This window comes from Micromonospora sp. NPDC050686 (assembly GCF_040654475.1).
In the GTDB taxonomy this organism is placed as follows: Bacteria; Actinomycetota; Actinomycetes; order Mycobacteriales; family Micromonosporaceae; genus Micromonospora.
This window is the reverse complement of the sequence record NZ_JBFAID010000004.1, coordinates 38,699-62,720: the sequence shown is the minus strand read 5'-3', so window position 1 is coordinate 62,720 and position 24,022 is coordinate 38,699. Positions and strand designations below refer to the sequence as shown.

General features: G+C 72.1%; 27 protein-coding genes. 18 read left to right on the top strand and 9 right to left on the bottom strand.

Annotated features, from left to right (window positions below):
* Positions 1 to 60 precede the first annotated feature (60 nt).
* The 13 genes from AB0H57_RS05520 (at position 61) to AB0H57_RS05460 (ending at position 9,461) form a co-directional block, all read left to right on the top strand.
* On the top strand, positions 61 to 282 hold the full coding sequence (locus AB0H57_RS05520; RefSeq protein WP_357502977.1) for a hypothetical protein: 222 nt from the start codon (positions 61 to 63) through the stop codon (positions 280 to 282).
* Positions 282 to 593, top strand: coding sequence for a hypothetical protein (locus AB0H57_RS05515; protein ID WP_357502975.1), 312 nt, complete (start codon positions 282 to 284; stop codon positions 591 to 593). The genes AB0H57_RS05520 and AB0H57_RS05515 overlap by 1 nt, the downstream gene beginning before the upstream one ends.
* 11 nt (positions 594 to 604) lie before the next feature.
* The gene (locus AB0H57_RS05510) at positions 605 to 1,171 is read left to right on the top strand and encodes a hypothetical protein (RefSeq protein ID WP_357502973.1); all 567 of its coding nucleotides are present in this window, start codon (positions 605 to 607) and stop codon (positions 1,169 to 1,171) included.
* Between the two features lie 84 nt (positions 1,172 to 1,255).
* Entirely contained in the window at positions 1,256 to 1,606 is a 351-nt protein-coding gene (locus AB0H57_RS05505) for a hypothetical protein (protein ID WP_357502971.1), read from the top strand.
* A 771-nt stretch (positions 1,607 to 2,377) separates the two neighbouring features.
* Positions 2,378 to 4,132: an AAA family ATPase gene (locus AB0H57_RS05500; RefSeq protein ID WP_357502969.1), complete on the top strand. Its 1,755-nt coding sequence runs from the start codon at positions 2,378 to 2,380 to the stop codon at positions 4,130 to 4,132.
* Positions 4,133 to 4,270: 138 nt separating this feature from the next.
* Complete coding sequence (locus tag AB0H57_RS05495) at positions 4,271 to 4,792, top strand: hypothetical protein (RefSeq protein ID WP_357502967.1); 522 nt, start codon at positions 4,271 to 4,273, stop codon at positions 4,790 to 4,792.
* 189 nt (positions 4,793 to 4,981) lie between these two features.
* The gene (locus AB0H57_RS05490) at positions 4,982 to 5,461 is read left to right on the top strand and encodes a hypothetical protein (RefSeq protein ID WP_357502965.1); all 480 of its coding nucleotides are present in this window, start codon (positions 4,982 to 4,984) and stop codon (positions 5,459 to 5,461) included.
* A gap of 518 nt (positions 5,462 to 5,979) precedes the next feature.
* The gene (locus AB0H57_RS05485; RefSeq protein WP_357502963.1) at positions 5,980 to 6,549 is read left to right on the top strand and encodes a hypothetical protein; all 570 of its coding nucleotides are present in this window, start codon (positions 5,980 to 5,982) and stop codon (positions 6,547 to 6,549) included.
* 8 nt (positions 6,550 to 6,557) lie between these two features.
* Positions 6,558 to 6,821 (top strand): hypothetical protein, encoded by a 264-nt coding sequence (locus AB0H57_RS05480; protein WP_357502961.1) that lies wholly within the window; start codon positions 6,558 to 6,560, stop codon positions 6,819 to 6,821.
* Positions 6,818 to 7,531 (top strand): recombinase family protein, encoded by a 714-nt coding sequence (locus AB0H57_RS05475; protein WP_357502959.1) that lies wholly within the window; start codon positions 6,818 to 6,820, stop codon positions 7,529 to 7,531. The genes AB0H57_RS05480 and AB0H57_RS05475 overlap by 4 nt, the downstream gene beginning before the upstream one ends.
* Before the next feature lies 1 nt (position 7,532).
* Positions 7,533 to 8,783 (top strand): tyrosine-type recombinase/integrase, encoded by a 1,251-nt coding sequence (locus AB0H57_RS05470; protein WP_357502957.1) that lies wholly within the window; start codon positions 7,533 to 7,535, stop codon positions 8,781 to 8,783.
* A gap of 172 nt (positions 8,784 to 8,955) precedes the next feature.
* Positions 8,956 to 9,219, top strand: coding sequence for a hypothetical protein (locus AB0H57_RS05465; protein ID WP_357502955.1), 264 nt, complete (start codon positions 8,956 to 8,958; stop codon positions 9,217 to 9,219).
* A complete protein-coding gene (locus AB0H57_RS05460; RefSeq protein WP_357502953.1) occupies positions 9,216 to 9,461 on the top strand; it encodes a hypothetical protein in 246 nt (81 codons plus the stop codon). Before AB0H57_RS05465 ends, AB0H57_RS05460 begins: the two co-directional genes overlap by 4 nt.
* A 15-nt stretch (positions 9,462 to 9,476) precedes the next feature.
* Here the strand turns inward: AB0H57_RS05460 and AB0H57_RS05455 are convergent, their stop codons facing one another.
* The 3 genes from AB0H57_RS05455 to AB0H57_RS05445 form a co-directional block, all read right to left on the bottom strand.
* A complete protein-coding gene (locus tag AB0H57_RS05455) occupies positions 9,477 to 10,184 on the bottom strand; it encodes a hypothetical protein (RefSeq protein WP_357502951.1) in 708 nt (235 codons plus the stop codon).
* A gap of 6 nt (positions 10,185 to 10,190) precedes the next feature.
* Entirely contained in the window at positions 10,191 to 10,640 is a 450-nt protein-coding gene (locus AB0H57_RS05450) for a hypothetical protein (RefSeq protein ID WP_357502949.1), read from the bottom strand.
* 124 nt (positions 10,641 to 10,764) lie between these two features.
* The gene (locus AB0H57_RS05445) at positions 10,765 to 11,367 is read right to left on the bottom strand and encodes a hypothetical protein (RefSeq protein ID WP_357502947.1); all 603 of its coding nucleotides are present in this window, start codon (positions 11,365 to 11,367) and stop codon (positions 10,765 to 10,767) included.
* A gap of 164 nt (positions 11,368 to 11,531) precedes the next feature.
* Here AB0H57_RS05445 and AB0H57_RS05440 point away from each other — a divergent pair, with 164 nt between their 5' ends.
* From AB0H57_RS05440 to rocD, 4 genes are all read left to right on the top strand, one after another.
* Complete coding sequence (locus AB0H57_RS05440; RefSeq protein WP_357502946.1) at positions 11,532 to 11,834, top strand: hypothetical protein; 303 nt, start codon at positions 11,532 to 11,534, stop codon at positions 11,832 to 11,834.
* A 626-nt stretch (positions 11,835 to 12,460) separates the two neighbouring features.
* Positions 12,461 to 13,270 (top strand): thrombospondin, encoded by an 810-nt coding sequence (locus AB0H57_RS05435; RefSeq protein ID WP_357502944.1) that lies wholly within the window; start codon positions 12,461 to 12,463, stop codon positions 13,268 to 13,270.
* Between the two features lie 266 nt (positions 13,271 to 13,536).
* Positions 13,537 to 14,391 (top strand): dimethylargininase, encoded by an 855-nt coding sequence (gene ddaH / locus AB0H57_RS05430; RefSeq protein ID WP_357502942.1) that lies wholly within the window; start codon positions 13,537 to 13,539, stop codon positions 14,389 to 14,391.
* The gene (gene rocD / locus AB0H57_RS05425) at positions 14,391 to 15,605 is read left to right on the top strand and encodes an ornithine--oxo-acid transaminase (protein WP_357503304.1); all 1,215 of its coding nucleotides are present in this window, start codon (positions 14,391 to 14,393) and stop codon (positions 15,603 to 15,605) included. The genes ddaH and rocD overlap by 1 nt, the downstream gene beginning before the upstream one ends.
* 59 nt (positions 15,606 to 15,664) lie before the next feature.
* Here rocD and AB0H57_RS05420 read toward each other — a convergent pair whose 3' ends face one another.
* Together AB0H57_RS05420 and AB0H57_RS05415 are read right to left on the bottom strand one after the other, a co-directional pair.
* Positions 15,665 to 16,813, bottom strand: a complete 1,149-nt coding sequence (locus AB0H57_RS05420; protein WP_357502940.1) for an FHA domain-containing protein — start codon at positions 16,811 to 16,813, stop codon at positions 15,665 to 15,667.
* Positions 16,810 to 16,944 (bottom strand): hypothetical protein, encoded by a 135-nt coding sequence (locus AB0H57_RS05415; RefSeq protein ID WP_357502938.1) that lies wholly within the window; start codon positions 16,942 to 16,944, stop codon positions 16,810 to 16,812. The genes AB0H57_RS05420 and AB0H57_RS05415 overlap by 4 nt, the downstream gene beginning before the upstream one ends.
* Positions 16,945 to 17,161: 217 nt before the next feature.
* Between AB0H57_RS05415 and AB0H57_RS05410 the strand changes: the two genes are divergently transcribed.
* Positions 17,162 to 17,935, top strand: coding sequence for a hypothetical protein (locus AB0H57_RS05410; protein ID WP_357502936.1), 774 nt, complete (start codon positions 17,162 to 17,164; stop codon positions 17,933 to 17,935).
* A 67-nt stretch (positions 17,936 to 18,002) separates the two neighbouring features.
* Here AB0H57_RS05410 and AB0H57_RS05405 read toward each other — a convergent pair whose 3' ends face one another.
* From AB0H57_RS05405 to AB0H57_RS05390, 4 genes are read right to left on the bottom strand one after another with little or no spacing between them, the layout of a single operon-like run.
* On the bottom strand, positions 18,003 to 21,656 hold the full coding sequence (locus AB0H57_RS05405) for a hypothetical protein (RefSeq protein WP_357502934.1): 3,654 nt from the start codon (positions 21,654 to 21,656) through the stop codon (positions 18,003 to 18,005).
* 48 nt (positions 21,657 to 21,704) lie between these two features.
* Positions 21,705 to 22,025 carry a divalent-cation tolerance protein CutA gene (cutA, locus tag AB0H57_RS05400; RefSeq protein WP_357502932.1) on the bottom strand — a complete coding sequence of 107 codons (321 nt, stop codon included), beginning with the start codon at positions 22,023 to 22,025 and terminating at the stop codon, positions 21,705 to 21,707.
* Between the two features lie 9 nt (positions 22,026 to 22,034).
* Positions 22,035 to 23,057, bottom strand: coding sequence for a 1-acyl-sn-glycerol-3-phosphate acyltransferase (locus tag AB0H57_RS05395; protein ID WP_357502930.1), 1,023 nt, complete (start codon positions 23,055 to 23,057; stop codon positions 22,035 to 22,037).
* Entirely contained in the window at positions 23,057 to 23,890 is an 834-nt protein-coding gene (locus tag AB0H57_RS05390) for a patatin-like phospholipase family protein (RefSeq protein ID WP_357502928.1), read from the bottom strand. Before AB0H57_RS05390 ends, AB0H57_RS05395 begins: the two co-directional genes overlap by 1 nt.
* Positions 23,891 to 24,022: the final 132 nt, after the last annotated feature.

The following is a 24,022-nucleotide window of genomic DNA, read 5'->3' as shown; positions in this document are numbered from 1 at the left end:
AAGCTATTCACGTACGCAGTTGGCAAGCAACCAAATACGCGATTAGAAGGGAGGCAGGCAATGGCGCGACCAGGGCCACGGAAGCAGTTTCCGCATCAGATCAGCCTGTCGCTGGACGACGACTCGCACGAGTTCCTGACGCGGATGGCCGAGTTCTTCGGCGTCAAGCCGCAGGACGTGGCGCGCGGGGCCATCCAGAAGTCCATCGAGCACTTCGACCAGGCCACCAAGCTCGCCTTCGAGGAGTTCGCGGCCCGCGACGCCGCGCAGCGGGAGGGCTGATGGCCATACATGGCTATGACCCGGTCTGGTCCGAGCAGATCCGCCGGTCCGTCGAGCAGGGCCGGGACCCGTGGGGCAGGGACGCGGTCGGCAGGAATGCCGACGCATACAACGGAGGGATCACGCGAATGAAGAAGCCGAACATCGACGCCATCGACAGCAACCTGGCCGCGCTGGAAGAGCGGGCCAAGAAGGTTGAGGACGAGCTGATCGCACTGCACCAGCGGGAGCGGGAGCTCGGCGCACTGCGGGCCAGGCCCGACACCGACGAGGCCAAGCTGCTGTCGCGCTACGGCCGCCGAGCGATCTGAGAGGACAAGGCATGTTCACCAAGGGAACCGCTCCGGCGGAAGCGAACGGTACGAGGGACATCAACCCCGCAGTCGACCTGGACCAGAGCGCCAAGGTCTTCCTCGGCGTGCCGGTTGACCGGGTGGAGGCGGAGGCTGAGAGCTACCGCAGCCACGCGGATCGGGAGTTCGACCGGCAGATGCAGTACATGCACCCGCCCGCGACGGTCAAGTGGCTGGAGCAGGAGCGCGACAAGTACAACGCCTGGGAGAAGCAGCAGGTCACCGAGGCCGTGACCCGCGAGTCGGAGGAGCACTGCGCCACCGCCGACACGCTGCGCGAGGGCACCCACGCCATGCTCCGGGAGCTGGACAGCCTGGCCGGGGAGATCAAGGCGCGCAACCTCACCACCGCGCAGGCGCTGAGCAAGCTCGACGCCATCCAGCAGCAGGCCGCGCGGCTGCGGCAGCGGCGCGCGGAACTGGCCGCCGCCACCCGACTCAGCGAGCTGAAGCTCGCGCATCCGCATCGGTACATGGACACCACGCACCAGGCGTTCAGGAAGCTGCCGCGCAAGGCGGTCTTCGAAAGCTTCTGATCATCAGAAAGGCGGAGAGGGCCGGGATTGGCTCACCCGACTCTCCCCGCCTATTCGGCACGGCTTCCACCCAAAGGAGTACCAATGTCCATTGTAGCCCTGAGCACGGCTCCTCCCCCGTCCAAGTGGCTTCCAGAACGGCTCCGCATTGAGCAGCACGAATGGGGCGTGGCGGTGAACGTCAAGGCCGACCGCACCTGCCGGCAAGGCCGCGTCATCCAGCGCTGGATCAACGACCAGCGCAGCCGTGGCCACGGCCTCGTGATGACCTTCCACTGCCTGCGCCTGAGGGTCGCCTGGCGCACGTTCGACGAACTGCCTCGCCACAACGACCCGCGCTGGGACGTGGTGGACCAGTTCCTCTGCGACGTCCTGAACAACCCGCGTAGCGGCCTGGTCCTGGTGCCGCTCGATAGGTGCACCACCTGCGGCTGAATCGTCGTCAGGGCGCGGAATGCCTTGTGAGCAAACCGCGCCCTGACCCGACGGCAGGAGAGCACTTAAGGAGGGCGGTTGCCGTGCAGGTGCAGCGTAACCGGGTGGTGAACCCGAATGGCCATCAGAATGCGAAGCCCGCGTATAGGGCTCGCGGTGGAGCGAATGCCCTGCTAGACAGCCGAATGTGTCAGTTCCTAGGTAACTGCTACCGGGGAACTAGCACATTCGGCCTCCCACCTGGGGAAATGGACTCGGGCCACGAAGGTCAGAAGAATCGACAATGGAAGAGCGCTGCGGGCGCTGTACCGTACATAAAGCAACGAGCTTCAGCCATTGAGGAGAAGCGATGGACCAGCAATTCAACCCGAGCGACGTCGGACGCTACCTCGTGCGTAAGCGCTGGGACAAGGCGACCCCGGAGCAGCGAAAGGCGGTGGGCGTGGCATTGGCGGACGCCCGGCGTCGGGCTCGGGCTAAGCGAGAGGGCTCACCTACCCGCGACAAGTAAATCGTCAGGGCCGGTCTGTGGCGGACCGACCCTGACAGAAAGAAGTGAAGATGACTAGGGCCAATAGTAGCCCGGCGGCAGCGCCCCTCCTGGGTCCAAAACACAGGGCGGAGCTTCGGGCCAGTCGGATCGGTCCGGGCGCGATTGCCGCTCGGGGCTACGCCACCGTAGATGCCGCTGCCCTGCGTGGGCGTGGCTTCCGGCGGTTTCAGGCCCGTGCTGGCCTGCTGGTGCCGCTGTACGGGCCGCAGGGGCAGCCGGTGCTGTGGCAGGTGAAGCCCGACAGCCCGCGCAAGGGTCGGGACGGCAGGCTCATCAAGTACGAGACGCCGTTGGGCTCGCGACTGCGCATCGACTTCGCGCCACGGGTGCTGCGCCGGATCAAGGATCCGGCCTGGCCCCTGTGGATCACCGAGGGCGTCAAGAAGGCGGACTCGGCCGCCACCCTGGGGCTTGCCTGCATCGCGCTGACCGGGGTGTGGTGCTGGCAGAAGGACGGAGACCCGCTCCCCGACTGGCAGCATGTACCGCTCGACGGCCGCGCCGTGTTCGTGGCCTTCGACAGCGACGTGATGACCAACCCGAAGGTGCGCCGTGCACTGGAAGAGCTGACCGATTTCTTGATCAGCCGCGGCGCCGATGTTCGATGGGTCTTCCTGCCCGAAGGCAGCGACGGCAGCAAGGTTGGGCTAGACGACTACTTCGCCGCCGGGCACAGCCCCGATGACGCCCTCGCCCTGGCCGTGCGCCCCGATGAAGCCTTCCCGGACCCGCGCGCCAAGGTGGTCGCAGAGCTGCGGCATGCCGGATGGAACGTCGGGCCGGGCGTGCACAAGGGCAAGGTGGAGCAGGAGCTCGCCATGCACCAGATCGAGCAGTGGTGGCGCGGGCCGGGCCGGTTCTTCAAGCTGTCCGGGTCGGCTGGCACCGGCAAGACGGAGCGGGTGGCCAGCGTGGCGGAGCGCCTGGGACTTACCGTCATGGAGGTCGGCTACGCGGCTCCCACCGGCAAGGCTGCGTGGAACCTGGCTGGCAGGTTGCTCGGGGCAGGCGTAGGCGGTGCTGTCAGCACGCTGCACTCCTTGCTCGTGAAGCCGGTTCGCCCGCACTGCTCGTCGTGCCCCAGCGTCCTCAGGGAGGCGACCCCGTGCCACGGTGTCGGCCGCTGCGGTTGCGCCCCGCTCGGGTGGGAGGACAAGCACGGCTTGCCGCCGTGGAAGCTCCTCGTGGTGGACGAGGCGTCCATGGTGGACGACGAGATGTTCGAGCGGATCGCTACTAAGACGAGCTACCGCGTGCTCTTCGTTGGCGACCACGGCCAGTTGCCGCCGGTCAAGGGAGAACTCGACCTGATGGCCAAGCCGGACGTTTTCATGGAGACGTCCTGGCGACAGCGCGAGGGGTCGGCCATCCTCACGGTGGCCAGCATGGCGCGGCGGGGCAAGCCGATCCGCCTCGGCCAGCACGGTGACGACGTGGTCAAGGCGCTTCGGCGCAATCACCGGATTGACTGGGCCAGCAAGCCCGACCTGATGGTGCTCTGCTTCAAGAACGTCGTGCGTGTGGCGATGAACCAGCAGGCACGCAAGGCGCTCGGGTGTGGGCCGGAACCGGAGCCCGGCGACAAGGTGATCTGCCTGAAGAACAACCACAAGGCCGAGGTCTTCAACGGCATGGTCGGCATCATCCGGGAGATCCGCCGGATGGACAGCAAGCGATACCTCGCCACCATCTGGCTGCCGGAGGCTGGCACCACGTACACCGGCAAGATCTCGTCCGCGCAGTTCGGCCGGACGGGGCCGCTGGACGACGTCAAGGGCGTGGACCTGTGGGACTACGCGTACTGCATCACGGTGCACAAGGCGCAGGGCAGCCAGGCCGACGAAGTGGTCTTGATCGACGACTACCGCGACCGGGAGTGGAGCACCAAGCCGAAGCCACCGACGCAGGAGTACTACCGCTGGCTCTACACCGGGATCACCCGCGCGGCCAAGCACCTGACGATCCTGGCGTGACCGGCGATGGCCTCCCCTCGCCCGCCCCGGTGCCCCCAACCCGTCTTCCACCTGTGGGCGGACCTGCGGCACGAGTTCCTGTTGGCCCCTTGCCTGACTTGGAGGTGCGAGAAATGCGCTACGCAGAAGGTGGAGAAGATGTCGGACCACCTCATGTCCATGACCATGCCCGAGGCCCCGCTGTTCGACCTGCTGGTGCCCGAGCGGTACTCGCGGGCGGTGCGGACGGCGGCGCAGCGCCGGAAGGTGGCGTATCTCAACGTGGCGCTGACCGGGAAGCGCACGTACCTCGTTGCCGCCGAGGAGCTGAGCGGGTGGGGATGGGAGACGACCCGGCATGTGTGGGCGGACTTCATGGTCGCGCTGCCCGGACGGCTCTTGCAGTTGGAGCCGGTGCGCCACCAGTGGTCCAAGGCTTGGCGGCTGTCGGAAGAGCCCCGCAAGAAGAAGGACGAGGAGCGCTCACTGCTGTTCCGGGGCCACGGCCGCAGCGTGCGCGAACTGGAGGAGATGGTCCAGGAGGCCGGTGTGGACACCACCAAGACGCAGGCCACCGCCGACGCCGACCGGCTGGTCAAGCGGCTGGAGCAGGTGTTCGGCCATCGCCGGCAGAGCGGGAGCGTTGCCAGGGCCGGAGGGAGGGTGGAGATCAACTTCTGAATCCCCTGGTAGAAGGCCGAATGTGTCAGTTCTCCGGTAGGGCGCAGTAATGGCCCACACACGAACCGTAGTTTCCGCAGGTAGAAGGCCGAAAGTGACAGTTGCCAGGTAGTACCTACCGGGGAACTGACACTTTCGGGCCTCTAGCAGGGGAAATAGGCGAGCAGCGATGCAAGGAAGGGAAGACCGATGACAGAGCAGAGGAAACGGCGTACGCCCCGCCTGGCTGCCGTGCCCCAGAATCCACCGGCCACTGTGGACGACCCCGTGCACGGCGACACCCCTAGCAAGCGGTGCAAGGCGAACGCCAGGACGACCGGCGACCAGTGCGCCAACCCGCCGATGATGGGTCAGGAGGTGTGCCGGATGCACGGGGGCAGTGCGCCGCAGGCGAGGAAGGCAGCCGCGCTCCGACTGCTGGAGTTGGCCGACCCCGCCATCACCGCGCTCTCAGAGGTGGTCAAGGACGCCCCGAAGGACAGTGACCGCGTGCGGGCTGCCACGGCCATCCTCGACCGCGCTGGCCTCGGGCCTAGCTCCAAGATCGAGGTTGAGACGCCGAAGTGGAAGGACGTGTTCCATACGGTAATCGTCGACGAGGACGGCAACGCCGCACCGCACGAGCTCAACCGCTATGCGCAGCCCGACGAGGATGACGATTACGAGTAGGGCTGGCCTCCATACGCTGCGGAAGGGGGCGGGTTACGAGTGGATCCCTGGCCCGCCCCACCACCCCGCGCCCACGAGACGGACGTATCGCGTTCGGCCAGGCGCACACGCAGCGTAGTCAGGAGGAGATGCATGGGGCTCAGGGCTACGCCGCTCATGTGCGGCCACCTCTTCCGCGCCGAGGTGCCACCACGCGGCGGAGAGCGGGTGTGGTGCCACACCTGCTCCGACTACCGCTACGTCACGCAGTGCCAAGCGGCCAAGCCGAAGCCCACCGCCCCCGCCCCGGCCAAGCCGAAGGCGATCCCAGCCCGCAAGCCGAAGCGTGAGCGCAGCCGGAGGCCGACCCGCCAGGTCTGTTCGTCCTGCCACCTAGTGCTCCCCGTGGTCGGCGCTTGCGGAGATTGCCCGGAGAACCGCTGAGATTTCCTCGCGTTCTCCTGGTTTACATCGAGGATCGTCTATTGACTGGTCATGCACGGCGCTGACCAAGCGCCACGGAGGCCAAGGAGCCCACCATGACCACCAGCACCGACACCACCACCGCCCCGGTTACCGAGGCAACCGACCCCATCCCGACCCAGACGCCCGAACCGGCCCCGGTAGCCCTGGCGGCCGAGCAGCAGCCCACCGAGGCCCCTGCGCCCGCTGAGGCGTTCGGGCACGTCGACCTAAACGTGACGGCCCCGGAGGAGGAAGGCCGAGCGCTGCCGCTGCCCACGGCCGATGAGATGGCCGAGGCCATCGACGCCTGGTACGAGGAGCAGCCGAGCCCGCTCGCCGCTGCCTGCGCCGCTGGCACCGTGCGTCTGTTCCGCCTGCGCGGCACCGGCACGATGCGGCGGCTGTCGTGGCTCGCCGGCGAGGCCCTGGAGACGGCCGAGTGGTACCGGCTGTGCGTCGACCAGGGCGCGACCGTGCGGCAGGTGGCCGAGGCCTGCGAGACCAGCAAGGCCACCGTGCGCCGGGCGCTGAACACCCTGGCCCTCATGGACGAGATCACGGACGGCCTGCACGACGACCTGTACGCGGAGGACGTGGCCGAGATCGTGTTCGGCGCCGAGTCGGACGAGGACGGGGACGCCTGATGCCGACGGTGAGCACTAACGACCTGGCCGACTACCCGGTGGGCAGCACTGTGACGGTGGACGGCGAGGCGCTTGAACTGCACAAGCGCTATCAGACGGCCGAGGGCGTGCGGGTGGTGCTCATCCGCCCGCAGTACGACGCCGACCACGGCCCCGCCGGACTGGTGCGGATCGAGGTGGCCAAGGCCGACCTGAATGAGCCGCTGTGGGAGGTGGCCCCGCTGTACATGGAGGACCCGCCCGTGTACCGCCGGGTGGAGGAGGGCCGATGATCCCCATGATCGGCTACCTGCGGGTGAGCACCGACCGCCAGGCGGACAGCGGCCTTGGCCTCGACGCACAGCGCAACCGCATACAGGACCACGGCGACCGGCACGGCTGGTCGCTGACCTGGATGGTGGACGACGGGTACTCCGCGGCCTCCCTCGACCGGCCCGCACTGCGGGAGGCCCTGGCCCTGCTCGCCGCCCACACCCACGCCGGGCTAGCGGTGGCCAAGCTCGACCGGCTGAGCCGCAGCGTCGTGGACTTCGCGGACACTCTGGCGACCGCCAAGAAGCAGGGCTGGTCGGTGGTGCTGCTCGACCTAGGCGTGGACACCAGCACGCCCAACGGCAAGCTCGTCGCCGGCCTGATGGCCCAGATCGCGGAGTGGGAACGGGAGATCATCGCCCAACGCACCCGCGAGGCCCTGGCCGCAGCCAAGGCCAACGGCGTACGGCTGGGGCGGCCCCGGCAGTACCCGGCCGACGTGGTGGCCCTGGTGGCCGATCTGGTGGGCGTAGAGGGGCTAAGCCACCGCCGGGCAGCGGCCGAGCTGTCTAAGCGCGCTGTGCCGACCGTGGGCGGTGGTCCGTGGCGGCACAGCACCGTCCGACGCCTGCTGAACAGCTACGCCATCGACCTGGCCACCGCAGCCGCGCTCGAAGCCAGCCAATCGCGTTCGGGCGGCCGATCGCGCTCAGCCAGGAAGGAGGGATGACATGGCACGGGGAACCGTGACGAAGACCGGCACCGAGATATCCGGCGTGCGCAAGGCGACCCGCACCTACCCGGACGGCCGCCAGGTCGTGAAGTACGAGGTGCAGGTCAAGGACGCGTTGGGCAAGCTCCGGCACGTCGGCAGCTACGACACCAAGGAGGCCGCCCGCCGGGCCAGCGTCACCGCCCGTGCCGACGTGCAGGCCGGGACGTACGTGGCGCGCAGCGCCGGGGCGGTACGGTTCGCGGACGTGGCGGAGGACTGGCTGGCCAGCCCGCACGTACGCGGTCTGAAGCCGAGCACGCGGCACAGCTACCGGGTGATCTACGACAAGCACTGCGCGCCGCTGCACCGGGTGCACGTGGGTCGGTTGGGCTACGCCGAGGTCAGCCGCCTGGTGGGCGAGCTGATGACCGCCTACGCGCCTTCCACGGTCCGGCACGTCGTGCACGTGCTGCGCTGCGTGTTCGACCATGCCGTGCGGAGCGGCTACCTGCGGGCGAACCCGGCGCGCGAGGTGGCCAAGCCGAAGCTGATCAGCCGTCGGGCCGAGATCGTCCTACAGCCGCCGGACGTGGGGCGGATCGTGGCCGCTGTGCCGGACCGCTGGCGGCTGCTGGTGGAGCTGGCCGTCGGCAGCGGATGCCGAGCCGGCGAGCTTGCCGGGCTGCGAGTCAGGAACCTGGACACCGCGCGCCGCCTGCTGGTTGTGGAGGAGACGAGCCAGGAGATCAGCGGGAAGATCACCCTTGGCACGCCCAAGAGCAAGGCGGGCTATCGGACCGTGGATGACCTGCACCCGGACCTGTGCCGCCGCCTGGCCGCCCACGTCGACGGCATGGCCCCGGATGACTTCGTGTTCGGGGTCGGCGGTACGCCGTACCGGCAGCGGGACTTCAACGAGCGTGTTTGGCGACCGCTGATGGCCCGCCTCGGCCTGGTCGGCGTGCGGTTCCACGATCTTCGCCACTATCACGCGTCCGCGATGCTGCTGCTGTGCAATGGCGACGTGCAGTACGTGAGCCGCCGCCTTGGCCACAGCCGCCCATCCATCACGCTCGACGTGTACGGGCACGTCCTAGAACACAAGAGCCGCGACGTGTCTGCCGCCTTCGCCGACCTGTGGGCCGCCGGTAGCCGTCGGGCACCCACGGCCGAGCCGGGCCCTGCTTGCCCGGCAGCGTCGACCACAGGGCCGATAGCGGGCGGAGTGGTCGACCTGGCCGCATACCGCAGGCGCAAGACGGGCTAGCGCGCCCGAAGGGTTGGCCTCGGGGCCGCTTGCCGCAGGGTGGGCGGCCCCTCTTGCTGCCCAGAAAAGACGGCCGAGCCATAGATGTTCCTCCATAGCCTGGCTCTAGCGCCGCTACCTGCGGCCTCCACAGCCTCGATGAGGGCATGTCCTACGAGACAGGAGCAAGGCAATGCTTGGAGATGTCGTCCACTACACCTTCGACGCCGCGCAGGCGGAGTACGTCCGGCTGCGCGGGAAGTCCACTGGCGTGAGCCGGTTCCCCTACATGCCCGACCCGGTCGCCGGCACAACCCTCCCGGCCGAGGTGATCCACGAGTACGGCGGTGGGGTCGTCGATCTCCGGGTGAGCCTGCGCGGCCCCGGCATCCACCTCGTCCAGAACGTGGCGCAGGGCACGGCCGGGCAGCAGGGCCGGTGGGCGGTCCGGGCATGACGCCCGAGGAACTGGAAGCCATCAAGACCAGCGACCCCGAGCGGTACGCCGCGCTGATCAAGCCGCAGCGTGACCAGGAACTGGAGGCAGCCGCCAAGCAACGGTTCGGCCCGCTGTACGCCAGCGAGTACGACCCAAGCGTGCCCACGCCGTACGAACGCCAGGCCAGGGCCGAACGCGAAGCGGCGCGCCGGGCCGGCGACCCCGAACCGCCGGTATACGGGTCGAGCGGGGATTGGTGAGGCATTGCCGGTCGGTCACTTCGGCGTGGGGCCGGGGACCGTGGTGGCTGTCGGGGCGGTAGGCGTTTCGGTGGCTGGCGTAACCGTGGACGGCCCGACGGTTGGCGACGAGGCCGGCACTGGCGAGGATTGCACCACGTTCTTCCACAGCGCTGCCACGCCAGCCGTCGCACCCGCAAGGATGAGGCCGCCCACGACCGTCACCACGATCTGAGCGACGACTCCGGTCGCAAAGCCGACCTTGCCGAGGCCCGGATGGTCCTCCGCGACAATCGATCGCACCCGAGCGGGAAGTGCTGCCATTGCTGCCAACTTGCCCACAAGGGTTCGGTCCGTGGCATCCGCCCTCTCGGCCTTCTCCTCAAGTGCGCCGACTATCAGGTCGCAGGTGTTGACGACCTGCTGGGGAGGCATCGCCCTCACATCGCGAAGCGAGTGATCCCAGCCTGTGATGGGATCGATCGGCACCCCGATCTTCGGCACAACGAATGTTCGCGAGATGCCGGACCGAACCTGTGCACGCTTGGCTCTGCCGGCCAGTTGCGACGCCTCCTGAGATGCCTGGGCGGCCTCCGCCTTCTCGGTCTTCTTCGGTCGAAACGCCATGAGCGAGCCGGTCATGTACTCCTGCACCGGCTCCATGTGGGTCAACACAGACTGGTACGCGTCGCGGAATCTGGCGACATCCTGCGCCATCTGCTTGTAGCGCTCGCTTCTCTTCATCCTTGCCTAGCTCGCTCCGACGCTCTTAGCAAGGGCAGTTCCCGCTACGTCCACGGCGATGTCCCGCCCAGCGGACCCGAGCCAGTCTGCAGTCTTGCGCAGCCATCCGCGCTTCTCCTCGTCCGGCTCCTGGTCAGCCGCCTGCTGCATGGCTTGCACCAAGCGGTCGGCCAAGGCCTCCGGGGTGGGCCAGGTGCCAACTGTCCTACGAGCATGCCCGCTTGGTTCGCGGATCAGGCACATGTCGCGTCCGTCAAAGTCGCTCGCGTCTTCATACTTGAAGAGCGGTGGGCGCTCACCAGCGAGAGCAAACAAGGCGACCAGGGTGGTTTCTAGGTCGAGGCCTACATGCTTGGCGACATCCCGCGCGTCCATGTCCCTAACGCCTTCGTCAGAGATTTCCACGATCGCGCGCAGGACCGGGAGCTCTCGGCTCTCCCAGGTGTCCTTCATCATGGCCCGGACAGTAATGCAGGGGTGCGACAGGGACACCCGTCCGCGTTGGTGCCAGCCTCGGCGCGCGCGAACCGCAGGTATCGGGGCCGTCTGCCGGGTGGTGGGCGGCCCCGATCGCGTTCAGCTACTCCTCGTCAGGGTGCTCCGCCCCGATACCCAAGTCCCGCCGGGTCTGCTCAAGAAGAGTTCGCTTCTTGTCGTCCAGCTTTCGCATCGCCAAGCGCATCGGCTTGAGGCGCTCTGGGTCGTCCAGCCCTCCGCCGTCCAGCCGCGCGTAGCAGGTGGCGGCCTGAAGAAAGTACTCCCTTGCTGCCTTGATGGTGTCTTCAGAGGCGAAGAACCGCGCCTTGGTATCGGCTCTGGTGATGGCGGCCAATGCCTCTCCCACGCTCTTCCTCTCGTCCGGCGACAGCGCGGCCGGGCCGGGTTGGACCGGATGCAGCACGTGGAGTACCGCCATATCCCAGTCCTCAATGCGCTGGAGGAGTTCGGTGTACGCCGCCAACCTCTCCTGATGCCAGCGGGAGTGGTCTTCCCGCTCCCACTGTTCCCGCCGCTCGTCGCGCTCGCGCTCCCATCGGGTCTGCTCGTGCGCCCGCTGCCGCTCCCACTGCCGGGCCTCGCGGCGTCCGCTCAGGATCTGCGTGATGACCGCAGCTGCCAGCGTTCCGAGGACGCCAAGGGCCGCGACGACGAGCACCGCCCACGCGGGCGTTCCGGAAGACATGCCGACATGGTCGCCCGAGGGCGCAAGGTTGGCCAGCGCAGCGACGGTCGCTTTCCTTGCTCGCCATCGGCAGGCGCGACTAGCTTGGTCACGTTCAGTAGTCGGCCCCGCACGCGGTGCTAGCGACACCGGGCGGGGCCTTGATCGCCCCAGGGAGGCGACCCATGCCCATTCTGCCTGATCCGTCCGGCTGCCCGCGCTGGTGCGACCGGGACGGCTGCCAGCGACGCGGCCAGCACCGCTCCCGCGCCCGGCACGTGGACACCAACCGGCCAGAGGCGTTCATCGTTGACGTGGCCCTGGTGCAAGCCCTGCACCCGGCGGCCGAGCCGATGGTTGCCCTGACCTCCATCGATGGCAGCGCGGCCAGCCTGGTTCTGTCCATCGGGCAGGCGCGAGTGCTGCGGTACCGGCTGGCCAACCTACTGGACGCCGCGAGGAACACCAACCGGGGGCGCTGGTCGTAGGCGGGCGCAGGGCTGGCTACAGGTGACGCGGTTGTACCGGGGTTGTACCGGCCCTAGTCGGAGATCAGCCGGCGTGGGCGTAGGAGCAGGTAGAGGCGGATATCCGGGCTGCCCTCCCCGCCCCTGCCCCACGGCTGGTGTGTCCTTCTGGCACGGGCGTCAAGGGTAGTCCGAGCGGTACGAGTGCCGACTCGGGCGCGCCTCCGGCTCGGTGGCACGTGCGACGCAGGTCACTCTTCGTAGCTGCCCCGACCGACCCCGACATCCCCCTGCTGCCGACTTTGCTCTGCTTCAACCCGCGCAACACCGGCTGACCAGGCGTTCCCTCCGGGGACCGCGGTGCGGCCGGCCGGCCACCCGGTCACGCCCCGTGCCTGTTGCCTCCGCTGAAGCAGAGCAAAGCGTCTGGCACCGGCCCCGCCGACCCCGTGCGGTCCCGTCCCGCAACTGATCATTGCGGCGACGGTGAGCCGTGCCGGGCCCGCACGCCGCCCAGCCTGGGGCTCACGTGCCGCTGGTGGCGGCATCGGGTGTCGCAAACGCCGCAGTTGGGTACGTCACGAGGAGAACCGCGTGGCAGCCGCGGCGCCTCCGAGGCCTCCACGCATGGACGAGGAGGTGTCTAGATGAATTTTCCCCTGCTGTCGCGCCGGAACCAGCCGGCGTCCGACCGTGACATGAACGGCGACGGCCGCGTCGACGCGGACGACGCGACGGCCACCACGGGTGCCGTCGACCGACCGGCGGACACCGAGCGGACCGCTGCACAGCCCCGGGTCACCGACTCCACCGCCGCACAGCCCCGGGTCACCGACCCGACCGCGGGCCGGCCCCGGGTCACCGACCGGGAGACGGACCGGACCACGTACCGCAGCAGCACCGCGCCGGCCACCCCGGTGACCGCCGCCGCGGCCACCGATCCGGCCGCCGAGCGCACCGTCGACGTGGACCGGGAGCGCGCGGACCTGGACCGGGGCCGCCGCGGCACCGACCGGGACGGCGACGGCGTCCCGGACCGGCGCCCCGCCGACCTCGACGGCGACGGGGTGGTCGACCGCCGGGAGGCGGACCTCGACCGGACCCGCGCCGGGGAGCCGGTGGTGGCCGGGCCGAAGCCGCGGGCGAGCCTGCTCGCCACGCTGGGGCTGATCCTCGGGGTGGCGGGCGCGTTGTTCGTGCTGACCGGCGCCCTGGCCGGGTACGGCATCGGGCTGGGCGCGGTCGGCGCGGTGCTGTCCGTGCTGGGCCTGATCGCCACCCGGCGGCGGCACATCGCCGGCAAGACCGACGCCCTGTTCGGCATCCTGTTCGGCCTGGGCGCGGTGGTGCTGGGCGTACTGGCGATGACCGGCATCTTCGCCTGGCCCACCACCGACGGCGACTGGGTGGCCCGGTTCCGCGAGTGGCTTGATTCACAGTTTGTGAATCGTTTCTGAGGGGCAACTATCCGTTCGCCGACGATGCGCCGGCGACGCCCGATCAGCCTGGTGGTTCACCAGCCGGGCACGCATCCTTCCGAGGGGCGGCGGTGCGCCGCCCCTCGAAGCGTGCCCAGGCCCGTCGCTGACCGAGGATGCGCAACGATCCGCCGATCATCGACTCCTACACGCAACGTTCCGCTGCCGTACGCAAGGTCCGGCGGTGGATGTCGCCTGCTCCCGGCGCATAACGTTGAACAACGGCGCCAGCCCGCGAGCCGAAGGTGGCCGGGCGCGCCCGACCCCAGGAGCAGGACATGACGATGGACGCCATCCGCCAGCGCTTTCTGATGTGCCGGCCGACGTACTTCGCCGTCGACTACGCGATCAACCCGTGGATGGACCCGACCGCGCCGGTCGACGCCGAGCTGGCGATCCGCCAGTGGGAGCGGCTCCGGCAGACGTACCTCGACCTGGGCCACGAGGTGGAGCTGATCGAGCCGGTCGCCGGCCTGCCGGACATGGTCTTCGCCGCCAACGGCGGCACGGTGATCGACGGCAAGGCCATGGCGGTGCAGTTCCGCGACCCGCAGCGCGCCGACGAGGCCCCCGCCTACCGCGCCTGGTTCGAGACCGCCGGCTTCCAGATGTACGACCCGAAGCACGTCAACGAGGGTGAGGGCGACGTCCTGCTGGTCGGCGACCACCTGCTGGCCGGCACCGGGTTCCGCACCGCGCACGCCTCGCACGCCCAGCTCCAGGAGGTCTTCGGCTACCCGGTGATCACCATGCAGCTGGTGGACGCCCGCTTCTACCACCTGGACACCGCGCTGACCGTGCTCGACGAGCGGACCGTGGCGTACCTGCCGGAGGCGTTCTCGCCGGGCAGCCAGGCGGTGCTGCGCCGGCTCTTCCCGGACGCGGTGCACGCCACCCTGGCCGACGCCGAGGTGCTCGGCCTGAACGCGGTCAGCGACGGGCGGCACGTGGTGCTCCCCGCGCAGGCCACCGACCTGGCCGCGAAGCTGCGCGACCGGGGCTACGAGACCATCGGGATCGACCTGTCCGAGCTGCGCAAGGCCGGCGGCGGACCGAAGTGCTGCACGTTGCGACTCCGTCAGGGAAAGGCAGTCAAGTGATCGTCGACGACATGCTGCGGACGCCGTCCGCGGTCCGGGACGCCGAGCGCCACACGGCGCACAACTACCACCCGCTGCCGGTGGTGATCTCGTCGGCGGAGGGCGCCTGGCTGACCGACGTGGACGGCCGCCGCTACCTCGACTGCCTGGCCGGCTACTCGGCGCTGAACTTCGGCCACCGGCACCCGAAGCTGATCGAGGCCGCGCACGCGCAGCTCGACCGGCTCACCCTGACCAGCCGGGCGTTCATCCACGACCAGTTCGCCGACTTCTGCCGCGAGCTGGCCGAGCTGTGCGGCAAGCAGCTCGTGCTGCCGATGAACACCGGCGCCGAGGCGGTGGAGACCGGCATCAAGGTCGCCCGCAAGTGGGGCTACCAGGTCAAGGGCGTCACCCCGGGCCAGGCCAACATCGTGGTCGCCGAGGGCAACTTCCACGGCCGGACCACCACCATCGTCAGCTTCTCCACCGACTCCGACGCCCGCGCCGACTTCGGGCCGTACACCCCGGGCTTCACCGTGGTGCCCTACGGCGACCTGGCCGCGCTGGCGGCGGCGATCGACGAGAACACCGTGGCGGTGCTGCTCGAGCCGATCCAGGGCGAGCAGGGCGTGGTGGTGCCGCCGGAGGGCTACCTGCCGGGCGTGCGCCAGGTCTGCACCGAGCGCAACGTGCTCTTCATCGCCGACGAGATCCAGTCGGGTCTGGGCCGCACGGGCAGCACCTTCGCCTGCGACCTGGAGGGCGTCACCCCGGACATGTACCTGCTGGGCAAGGCGCTCGGCGGCGGCATCGTGCCGGTGTCGGCGGTGGCCGCGGACAGCGACGTGCTCGGCGTGCTGAAGCCGGGCCAGCACGGCTCGACCTTCGGCGGCAACCCGCTGGCCTGCGCGGTGGCCACCGAGGTGGTCCGGCTGCTGGCCACCGGCGAGTTCCAGCGGCGTTCGGCCGAGCTGGGCGACCGGCTGCGGGCGGGCTTGGAGGGGCTGGTCGGCAAGGGCCTGGTCGCCGTGCGGGTGCGCGGCCTCTGGGCGGGCGTCGACATCGACCCGGCGCTGATGAGCGGCCGGCAGGCCTGCGAGCGGCTGATGGAGCGGGGCGTGCTGGCCAAGGACACCCACGGCTCGACCATCCGGCTGGCCCCGCCGCTGGTGATCACCGCCGACGAGATCGACCACGCGGTGGCCCAGCTCGCCGCCGTGCTGGCGGGCTGACCCGCCGTACGCGAAGGGCGCCGGGACCGCGATGGTCCCGGCGCCCTTCGTCGTCCGGCTCAGACCCGGGGCAGGCGCATCGCCATGGTCGGCGCCTCGGCCATCACCGAGGCGGGGGTGAACGGGGCCGCGCTGGGCAGCTCCTCCGCCCGGCCGATCTGCACCCCGGGGTAGAGCTCGACGAAGTCGCCCTCACCGAGCACCCGGGACTGCCCGGGAGCCAGCGCGACCCGGTCCGCCTCGGCCAGTGAGCCGCCCGGCCGGATGCCCGAGCCGTTGGTGCTGGTGTCGGTCACCACGACCTCACCCACCCGCAGCTCGAACCGGACGTGCCCGCGGCTGATCCACCGGCGCGCCTCGTCGTTGAGCCACTGGCCGAGCACGACGCCGCCGGCCTGTTCCGGCGCCCGCCCCGCCACGACCGGCTGGTCCTCGGTGACCACGAACCGCCGGCGGACCAGGCCGCCGATCCGCACCGCCAGCACCTCGGTACGCGGCCGAGGACCCGCGTCGCTCAGCCGCGCGCCGTGCCGGGGACACGCCGGCGCGCCGCCGCGCAGGGTGGGCGGCGGCTGGCCGACGGAGCTGCGGTCCACCCGGGCCAGGTCGGCGAAGGCCCCGCCCCCGCCACCGGCGCCGAACAGGGCGCAGCCCGGCTCGGGGCAGCGCCACTGCCGGGTCAGCAGCTGCTGACCGGCCGCCGACCGGGGACCGGTCGACGGGGCCTGGCCGCCGCCGACGTGCGCGATGAAGACCGGGCCACCGGCGCCGGGCACCGGGGCCAGCAACCGGCCCGCCTGCCCGAGCCACGGCAGCCGCCCGGTCAGCCCGTCGAAGCGGACCCGGGTGAGCACCGGCAGGCCCAGCAGGTCGGCCACCTCCAGCACCCGGTCGCCGGGCTGGTCCAGCACCTCGACCAGGCCGTCGTCGGCCCAGCGCCGGACCACCATCCGCTCGTTGGAGGTCAGGTCGGCGTCGGAGAGCAGGGCCCGGTGCACGATCGCGTAGACCGGAACGCTGTCCTCCTCCATTTGTCGGGCCAGCGCATCGATCACCATGCCGAGCCGGAGCAGGCTGGCCGGCCGGCCGCCGTCCAGATCCTGCCAGCGGATCACCTCGGCCAGGTCCACCACCGCCCGGGCCAGCGCCGGATCGGTGCAGACCCGGCCCTCGATGGCGTCCAACACCTTGCTGATCTCAAATCTCATTCGGCGCTCCGCACCAACTCGTCGGCCTCGCACGGCCGGGCGGCGCGGATCGGCCCGGTGGGCACGCCCGACCGGTCCGCCAACCCGCCCCGCTCTTCTCGCACCGCCGTCGCGGTGAGCAGGTCTGCCATGGCCCGACCCTACCGGCCGGCGCCGACGCCCCCGACGTGCCACGGCCACCACCGGCGACGTCGTAGCCGACGGTGACTGCGGACGTACACCCGGCCACCGGCCGGCGGTCGGGTCGACCCACGGTGTCGCCTTCGCCCGTTACGCTGACCCGCGGCCCGGTCGGGACGGCTGTCCGACATCGGTCCCGACCCACTCCACAGGAGGAGACATCCAGGTATGAAGAACCGACGGCTGGCTACCACGGGGGTCGCACTCGTCGCCGCGCTCGCACTCGGTCTCACCGGCTGCGGCAACCAGACCGGAGCGGACACCCCGGCCGCCGGTGGCGCCACCACGCCCGAGACCACCACGGCTCCGGCGAGTGCTCTCGACAAGCTGACCGCCGCCACGTTGAAGCTCAACGAGGAGAGCTTGCGGCTCAAGATCGACTCGTCGTTCCTCAAGTCCACCGGCCTGATGGACCCGAAGTCCAAGACCGCCGACATGACCATGGACATGGGCGGGCAGGGCAAGATCCGCTTCATGATCCTGGGCGACGACGCGTACATGAAGGTCACCGGCATGTCCGACTCCGGCCTGCCCGACAAGTGGATGCACATGGACGCCACCAAGCTCGGCCCGGAGTCACGGACCAGCCTGATGCCCGACGGCGACGCCGGGGGCGCGAAGAAGATGGTCAACGGCATCGTCGAGGTGACCGAGACCGGCGCGGGCAGCTTCTCCGGCACCCTCGACTACACCAAGGCCAACCCAGGCAAGAAGGAGATCGCCGCGCTCGGCGAGAAGGCCAAGAAGGTGCCCTTCACCGCGAAGGTCGACGACGAGGGCCGGCTGGTCGAGCTGGTGGTGGACACCAGTGTGCTCCAGCAGTCGCTGGGCAAGCTGACCACCACCTACTCGGACTTCGGCGTCGAGGTCACGGCGGAGAAGCCGGCGGCGAGCGAGACGGCCCCGGCGCCCGAGTCACTGGTCAAGGCGTTCGGCAACTGACGCCGGACGAGCAACGCGGGGCGGTGCCGGACGACGGCGCCGCCCCGCCGCGTCGCACCGGGCGGTGTCAGCTCATCCGGCCGACCGCCGACCGCAGCCGGTCCAGGTCCCGCCGGCGCCGCTCGTAGGTGGCGGCCAGGGCGATCAGCGCCAGGCCGCCGACGGCCAGGTAGATCCACCGGGGCAGCAGGTCCCAGCCACGGCCCAGCTCGTGCAGCGCGAGCAGGGCCAGACTCACCCCGCCCAGCAGCACCGGCGCCTGCCAGCGGCGCACCGCCCCGCCCAGCACGGCGGCCAGCGCGGCCACCCCGAGCAGCAGCCGGCGCCACGGCTGCGGTTCGGCGGCCACCAGCACCGAGACCAGGCTCGGCGCCAGAGCGGCGGCCAGGCCGGGGCCGAGCGCCAGCCAGCTGGTCAACCCCGGCCGGCCGCGCAACGCCAGCAGACCGGCGGCGAGCGCCAGCCCGGCGGCCGGCACGGTGTACGCCTCCAGCAGCACCACCCCGCCGTCGGCCAGCAGCAGCCAGCAGCCGAGCAGTTCGCTGCCGCCCGCGATGCCGGCGAACACCCGCCGCCGGCCGACCGGCTCGCCCCGCCGCAGCGCCCGGACCGCGACCGCCGCTCCCCAGAGGACGCAGATCGCGGCGGCGTGCCGGGGCGCGGAGACGGCGAGCAGCAGCGCCACCAGGGCCACCGCCTGGGCCGCCGCCTCCAGTGCCCGCCCCGGCAGGGCGTCCCGCCGGCCGCGCAACGGCGCGACGTACAGCACCGCCACCGCCACCGCCAGCACGGCGAACCCCGCGGTACGCAGCGGCAGCCCACCGGCCAGCGCCGCGGTGACCGCGAACCAGGTGGCCGCGGCGACGGCCAGCACGGCGCCGAGCAGCCGGACCGTGACGGTACGCGCGACCGCCCCGGCCACCACCGCCGCGACCGTCAGCCCGCCCAGCCCGGCGAGCGTGCCGGCCCGGGTGGGCAGCAGCCCCACGAGACCGGCGACCGTCCACAGCGCACCGACCGGCACCAGCGCCACCACCCGCTCGGCCCGGGGCACCGGCAGCGTGCCGGCCAGCAGCGCGGCGAGGCCGATCAGCAGGGTGACCGCCGGCAGCACCGGCCACGGTGCCCGGGCCGCGGCCAGCAGCAGCGGCAGCGCGGCCGCCACCAGCGGCACGGCGGTCCACCGCCACCCGGCGACCGGCGGCGGCACGCTGGCCCGGGCCGGCACGGTGGCCGCAGCCGGCGCGGTGGCCGCAGCCGGGGCCGGCACGGTGGCCGCAGCCGGGGCCGGCACGGTGGCCGGGAGGGCCGCGCGGGTGAGCGGCCCGACGGCCGCCGCCAGCGCCAGCAGCGCCAGCCCGGCCGGCAGCGCCCCGGGCAGCGGCACGCTCTCGGGGGCGCCCGACCACGGCCCGGGCGGCCCGCCGTACGGGGTGGCCAGCACGGTGAGCGTGGCCGGCAGGGCGGCGAGCAGGGCCACCCCGGCCAGTCCCAGCCCGGCGGCGCGCAGCGGTACGGCCGGCCGGGTGGGCGGACCGGCCACCGCGGCCAGCAGGGCCGCCCCGGCCGCGTAGAGCACCAGCGGCTCCCGCCCCGGTACGACCAGCGGGGCGAGGCCCGCCGACCCGAGCGCGACGGTGCCGGCCAGCACGGCGTACCGGGTCAGCTCCGGCCAGTGGCGACGGACCAGGAGCAGCGCCCCGGCCAGCACCGCGACGGCGGCGAACCCGGCCCGGGCCTGCCACCACGGGGCGGCCCCGGCACCGATCAGCGCGACCAGCACCCCGGCCGGTACGGCGAGCAGCGCCGCGCCCAGCGCGCCCCCGGCGAGCAGCCGCTGGACGGCGCCGCCCCGCCGGCCCACCGCCGCCACCACCGACCCGGCGACCAGCACGACGGCCAGGGCGGCCCCGGCACCGGCCGGCGCGGCCAGCCCCACCAGCAGCCCGTGCCCGACCAACGCCGTCCCGGCCGCACCGGCGACGCCCACCGTCGCCGGCCGTCGGGCCACGGTCACGGCGGCCAGCAGCAGCGCGACGCCGAGCCCGAGGTCACCGGCGACCACCACCGGCCAGGGCACCGCCACGGCGACCGGCGCGGCGAAGCCGGCCAGCGCCGCGCCGGCGACCAGGGTGGCCGGGCGGGCGGGCCGGGGCAGCAGCGGCGTCGCCGCGCCGACGGTCAGCACCACCAGCATCGCCAGCTGCCAGCCCCAGTTCGGCGCGGGCGTCACCGGCGCGCCGTGCCACGGCGGCAGGGACCGGGCGACCGCCCCGCCGGCGGCCACGGCGGCCACCAGCCCGGCGGGCAGCAGCACCGCGCCGGCCACGGCCAGCGCTCCCCCGCGCGGGCCGGTACGCAGGCGTCCGGGCAGCAGTCGTACCGCACCGGCCAGCGCCGCCGCCACCATGCCGGCGGCCACCGTGGACAGCCCCGGCCGCAGCTCGACCACCGGCCGCAGCAACGCCAGCGCCAGCACCGGCACCAGCAGCCCGCCGGCCACCAGCCGGGGCACCCGGAGCCGGACCTGGGCCGCCCCGGCGAGCAGCGCCAGGGCCACCAGCAGCAGGGGTGCCCCGGCCAGCAGCGGCGACCCCAGGGCGTGGCCCACCACCAGGGGCACCAGCGCGCAACCGGCGGCGACCGTCAGCGCCACGCCGTACGCCAGCCCGGCGAGCACCAGCCCGGCCACCGCCGCGCCCGCGCCGGACGGCCGGGGGGACGCCCCGGCGACCGGCCCCCCGCCGGCCGCCGGGCCCCCGTGCGGCGCCGCCGCGGCCTCCCCCCTCGCGAGGCCGACCCCCCGGCGGCGCAGCTCCGCCAGCACGGCGAGGTCGAGCAGCGCCACCCCGACGAACACCACCGCCCAGCCGGTCGCGTCCGGCCGGGCCGGCGCGGCCAGCAGCGGCAGCACCGGCTGGACGGTCAGCAACGCGGCGTACCAGGGCACCACCAGCCGACTGTGCCGCCCGTATCCGGCGGCGACCACGGTGGCGAACGCGGCCACCGCGCCGACGTACCGGCCGCCCGGCCAGCCGGCCACCCCGAACAGGTCCACCGTCCAGGCGGCGTACCCGTCCAGCAGCACCAGCAGCAGGCCGACCGCGGCGAACGTCTCCGCGGTGCCCCGCAGCCCCCGCCGGACCGCGACCAGCGGCACGGCCAGGGCCAGGGCGGTGACCGCGGCGAGGATCAGCGCCCGGCCGGCCACCCCGACGGCCGCCCAGGCCACCGCGGTGAAGACCACCGCCGCGGTGCCGAGCAGCAGGCCACCGAGGACGAAGAGCAGGCCCTGCACCGCCCGGGTGGACGCCTCCGGCCGACCGGCGGCCGGGGCGACGAGCGGCGCGGGGACCGGGCCGACCGGCAGCGCCGGGGCGACGGGCAGCGCCGGGGCGACGGGCAGCGCCGGGGCGACGGGCAGCGCCGGGGCCGGGGCGACCGGCGGCCCGGCCACCGGGACCGGGCGCGCCGCGGGCACCTCGGCGCGGACCTGGGCGGCCAGCTCCGCGCGCCGGTGCCGGGCCGCGGCCAACCGACCGGCCAGCCCCTGGTACGCCTGCCGGGCCCGCTCCACCTCCGGGCCCAGCACGGCGATCTCCCGGTCGAGCCGGATCACCTCGGCCGCGGGCGGGTACGGCGGCAGGCCGCAGCGGGCACATCCGACGACGAGATCGGCGGGCGCACCGCAGCGGGGGCAGGGATAGCCGGTGTTCTCCACCGGGCCATCCTCACGGGCATGTCAACCCGGCGGACAGAGTGCGCGTACTCAGGGGCGGGTCTGCTCGCGCACCCAGTCCGCGTACGCCGGTTCGCCGCACTCCACCCGGGTCACCAGCACCTCCGGCACCTCGTACGGGTGCCCGGCGCGGACCTGGTCCACCAGGGCGTCCACCCGGTCCGGCGCGGTCTTGAACTGCACCGACCACTCGGTGGTGGTCTCCATCCGGTCCTGCCACCAGTAGGTGCTGTCGACCTGTCCGCCGACCTGTGCGCAGGCGGCCAGCCGGCCGGCGACCGCGGTCGCCGCCAGCACGTCCGCGACCGAGCGCGCGTCCACCACCGTCGTCACCACGCAGATCTGCTCCACGAGCGCACCCTACGCGGCGGTGACGCCGTCCCGGTTGGCCGCGATCCACTCGTCGATCCGGGCCCACCAGTCGTAGAGCCACTCGATGCGTTCCTGCCGGCCGGCCGGGACCTCCTCCGGCGGCACCGACCAGAAGCGCATCACGATCCGCTTGTCCATCGGCAGTTCCCGCCACACGTCGGTGACGGTGAGCATCCGGTCCAGCCCGGTGTGCGCCACGAAGATCACCCCGGCGTCCGGCGCCGCGTCCAGCGCGGCGAGCAGCCCGCCGGGCTGCGGGGCGAGCACGTGCCGCATCCGCTCCGCGCGCCGCGCCATCCGCTCCATCCCGAGCGAACGCAGCCGGTCGATGGCCCGCAGCCGCCGGTCGGGGGTGAAGTTGCCGCCCTCCGGAAAGATCACGAAGGCATCGTCGTCGTCCAGCCCGGTGGCCAGGTGGCCGATCTGCCGGACCACCGCGGGCCTGCCGTCCGGGCCGGGCGCGATGAACCGGTTGGGCAACCGGTTGAGCAGTACGTCGATCGCCGGGTCCCACTGCAGGCTCGCCTTCAGCACGATCCGGGGTTCCCGGTGGAACCAGTTGACCAGGGCGTGGATCAGGATGAACGAGTCGCCGGGGCCGGCGTGCCGGCAGAGCACCAGTTCGGGCCGGCCCGGCAGGGCGGTGTCCGGGTCGGTGCCGACCACGTCGATGCTCAGCCGCAACGTCCAGCGGGCCTGCCAGAACAGCGCCCGCAGGAACCAGCCGGCGAGCACGTAGTGGGCGCGCTGGAAGGCCGGCGAGCGCTTGTACGCGCCGAAGCCCGAGGCGAGCCAGAGCGCGAAGAGCGCGAGCAGCGCCGCCGCGTCCCAGACCAGGTAGACGCAGCCGATCCAGAGCAGCCGCAGCGGGCGCAGCCGGCCGGGCACGAACGGGGAGAGGGCCAGGGCCAGCAGCGCCCAGGCGGGCAGCGTGGTGACCAGCAGCACCGCGAGCAGCACCACGGCGGGCGCCACCAGCAGCCGGCGGATCCACCGTGGGGGCAGCGGCATCAGCTCTCCAGCCGGGTCGCGAGGTAGTGCCGGGTGGCGGTGTACGCCCGGCTGATTCGCCGCCCCACGGCGGCCATGTCCCGGTACGCCCACGGGCTGTCGTCGCGCGGCCCCGCCCCACCGGTGGGCAGCACGTGCACCTCGACGTCCTCGGGCAGCGCCGCCAGCTCCCGGGCGAACCGGTGCCGGCGGGCGATCTCGAACGCGACCTGGGCGATCTCCCACGGCCGCCGGGGCGGGGTCAGCTCCCGCTCGATCCGGCCCACCTGGAGGACGAAAATCTGCTTCGCGCCCTGGATCACCGCCTCGCCGATCGGGATCGAGTTGACGATCCCGCCGTCGATGAAGTGCTGGCCCCCGATCTCGGCGGGCGGCAGCAGTCCCGGCACGGAGGCGGAGGCGAGCACCGCCGGCACGACGGGCCCGTGGTGGAACCAGTATTCGGCGGCCCGTTCGATGTTCGCCGCGCAGCACCGGAAGGGCACCTTCAGGTCGGCGAACGTGGTCTGCTCCCCCAGTTCCTTCTCCAGCAGCCGGCGCAGCGGCCGGGGCGAGTGCAGGTGGGTGCGCGCGGCGAACCGGCGCAGCTGGCGGGCGACTGAGTCGCCGTACACCTCACTCGCCTCCGGCGAGGCCCAGAGCCTTACCAGCCGGTCGGTGACCGCCTCGGACGGGTCGGCGGCGACCAGCGCGCCGTTGACCGCGCCGATCGAGGTGCCGAGCACCATGTCCGGGCGGATCCGGGCGCGGAACAGGGCCCGGAGCATGCCCACCTCGACCGCGCCCAGCACTCCCCCACCGCCGAGCACGAACGCCACCGGACCGTTCACCATGCCGTTCATCCTGGCACGCCGGCTCCCATCGGCCGGGCCGGGCGGAGCGCGGTCGCGCCCGCCACCGGACCGGCGCGGACGGTGGGCCGGGAAACCGGACGCCCGTTGACACCCCTGACACATTGCCGCAAT

Bases quoted from the DNA above. Each gene is read 5' to 3' on its own strand.
- AB0H57_RS05520 (WP_357502977.1), top strand. From the start codon at position 61: ATGGCGCGACCAGGGCCACGGAAGCAGTTTCCGCATCAGATCAGCCTG.
- AB0H57_RS05515 (WP_357502975.1), top strand. From the start codon at position 282: ATGGCCATACATGGCTATGACCCGGTCTGGTCCGAGCAGATCCGCCGG.
- AB0H57_RS05510 (WP_357502973.1), top strand. From the start codon at position 605: ATGTTCACCAAGGGAACCGCTCCGGCGGAAGCGAACGGTACGAGGGAC.
- AB0H57_RS05505 (WP_357502971.1), top strand. From the start codon at position 1,256: ATGTCCATTGTAGCCCTGAGCACGGCTCCTCCCCCGTCCAAGTGGCTT.
- AB0H57_RS05495 (WP_357502967.1), top strand. From the start codon at position 4,271: ATGTCGGACCACCTCATGTCCATGACCATGCCCGAGGCCCCGCTGTTC.
- AB0H57_RS05490 (WP_357502965.1), top strand. From the start codon at position 4,982: ATGACAGAGCAGAGGAAACGGCGTACGCCCCGCCTGGCTGCCGTGCCC.
- AB0H57_RS05485 (WP_357502963.1), top strand. From the start codon at position 5,980: ATGACCACCAGCACCGACACCACCACCGCCCCGGTTACCGAGGCAACC.
- AB0H57_RS05475 (WP_357502959.1), top strand. From the start codon at position 6,818: ATGATCCCCATGATCGGCTACCTGCGGGTGAGCACCGACCGCCAGGCG.
- AB0H57_RS05470 (WP_357502957.1), top strand. From the start codon at position 7,533: ATGGCACGGGGAACCGTGACGAAGACCGGCACCGAGATATCCGGCGTG.
- AB0H57_RS05465 (WP_357502955.1), top strand. From the start codon at position 8,956: ATGCTTGGAGATGTCGTCCACTACACCTTCGACGCCGCGCAGGCGGAG.
- AB0H57_RS05460 (WP_357502953.1), top strand. From the start codon at position 9,216: ATGACGCCCGAGGAACTGGAAGCCATCAAGACCAGCGACCCCGAGCGG.
- AB0H57_RS05455 (WP_357502951.1), bottom strand. From the start codon at position 10,184: ATGAAGAGAAGCGAGCGCTACAAGCAGATGGCGCAGGATGTCGCCAGA.
- AB0H57_RS05450 (WP_357502949.1), bottom strand. From the start codon at position 10,640: ATGATGAAGGACACCTGGGAGAGCCGAGAGCTCCCGGTCCTGCGCGCG.
- AB0H57_RS05445 (WP_357502947.1), bottom strand. From the start codon at position 11,367: ATGTCTTCCGGAACGCCCGCGTGGGCGGTGCTCGTCGTCGCGGCCCTT.
- AB0H57_RS05440 (WP_357502946.1), top strand. From the start codon at position 11,532: ATGCCCATTCTGCCTGATCCGTCCGGCTGCCCGCGCTGGTGCGACCGG.
- AB0H57_RS05435 (WP_357502944.1), top strand. From the start codon at position 12,461: ATGAATTTTCCCCTGCTGTCGCGCCGGAACCAGCCGGCGTCCGACCGT.
- AB0H57_RS05420 (WP_357502940.1), bottom strand. From the start codon at position 16,813: ATGAGATTTGAGATCAGCAAGGTGTTGGACGCCATCGAGGGCCGGGTC.
- AB0H57_RS05415 (WP_357502938.1), bottom strand. From the start codon at position 16,944: ATGGCAGACCTGCTCACCGCGACGGCGGTGCGAGAAGAGCGGGGCGGG.
- AB0H57_RS05410 (WP_357502936.1), top strand. From the start codon at position 17,162: ATGAAGAACCGACGGCTGGCTACCACGGGGGTCGCACTCGTCGCCGCG.
- AB0H57_RS05395 (WP_357502930.1), bottom strand. From the start codon at position 23,057: ATGCCGCTGCCCCCACGGTGGATCCGCCGGCTGCTGGTGGCGCCCGCC.
- AB0H57_RS05390 (WP_357502928.1), bottom strand. From the start codon at position 23,890: ATGGTGAACGGTCCGGTGGCGTTCGTGCTCGGCGGTGGGGGAGTGCTG.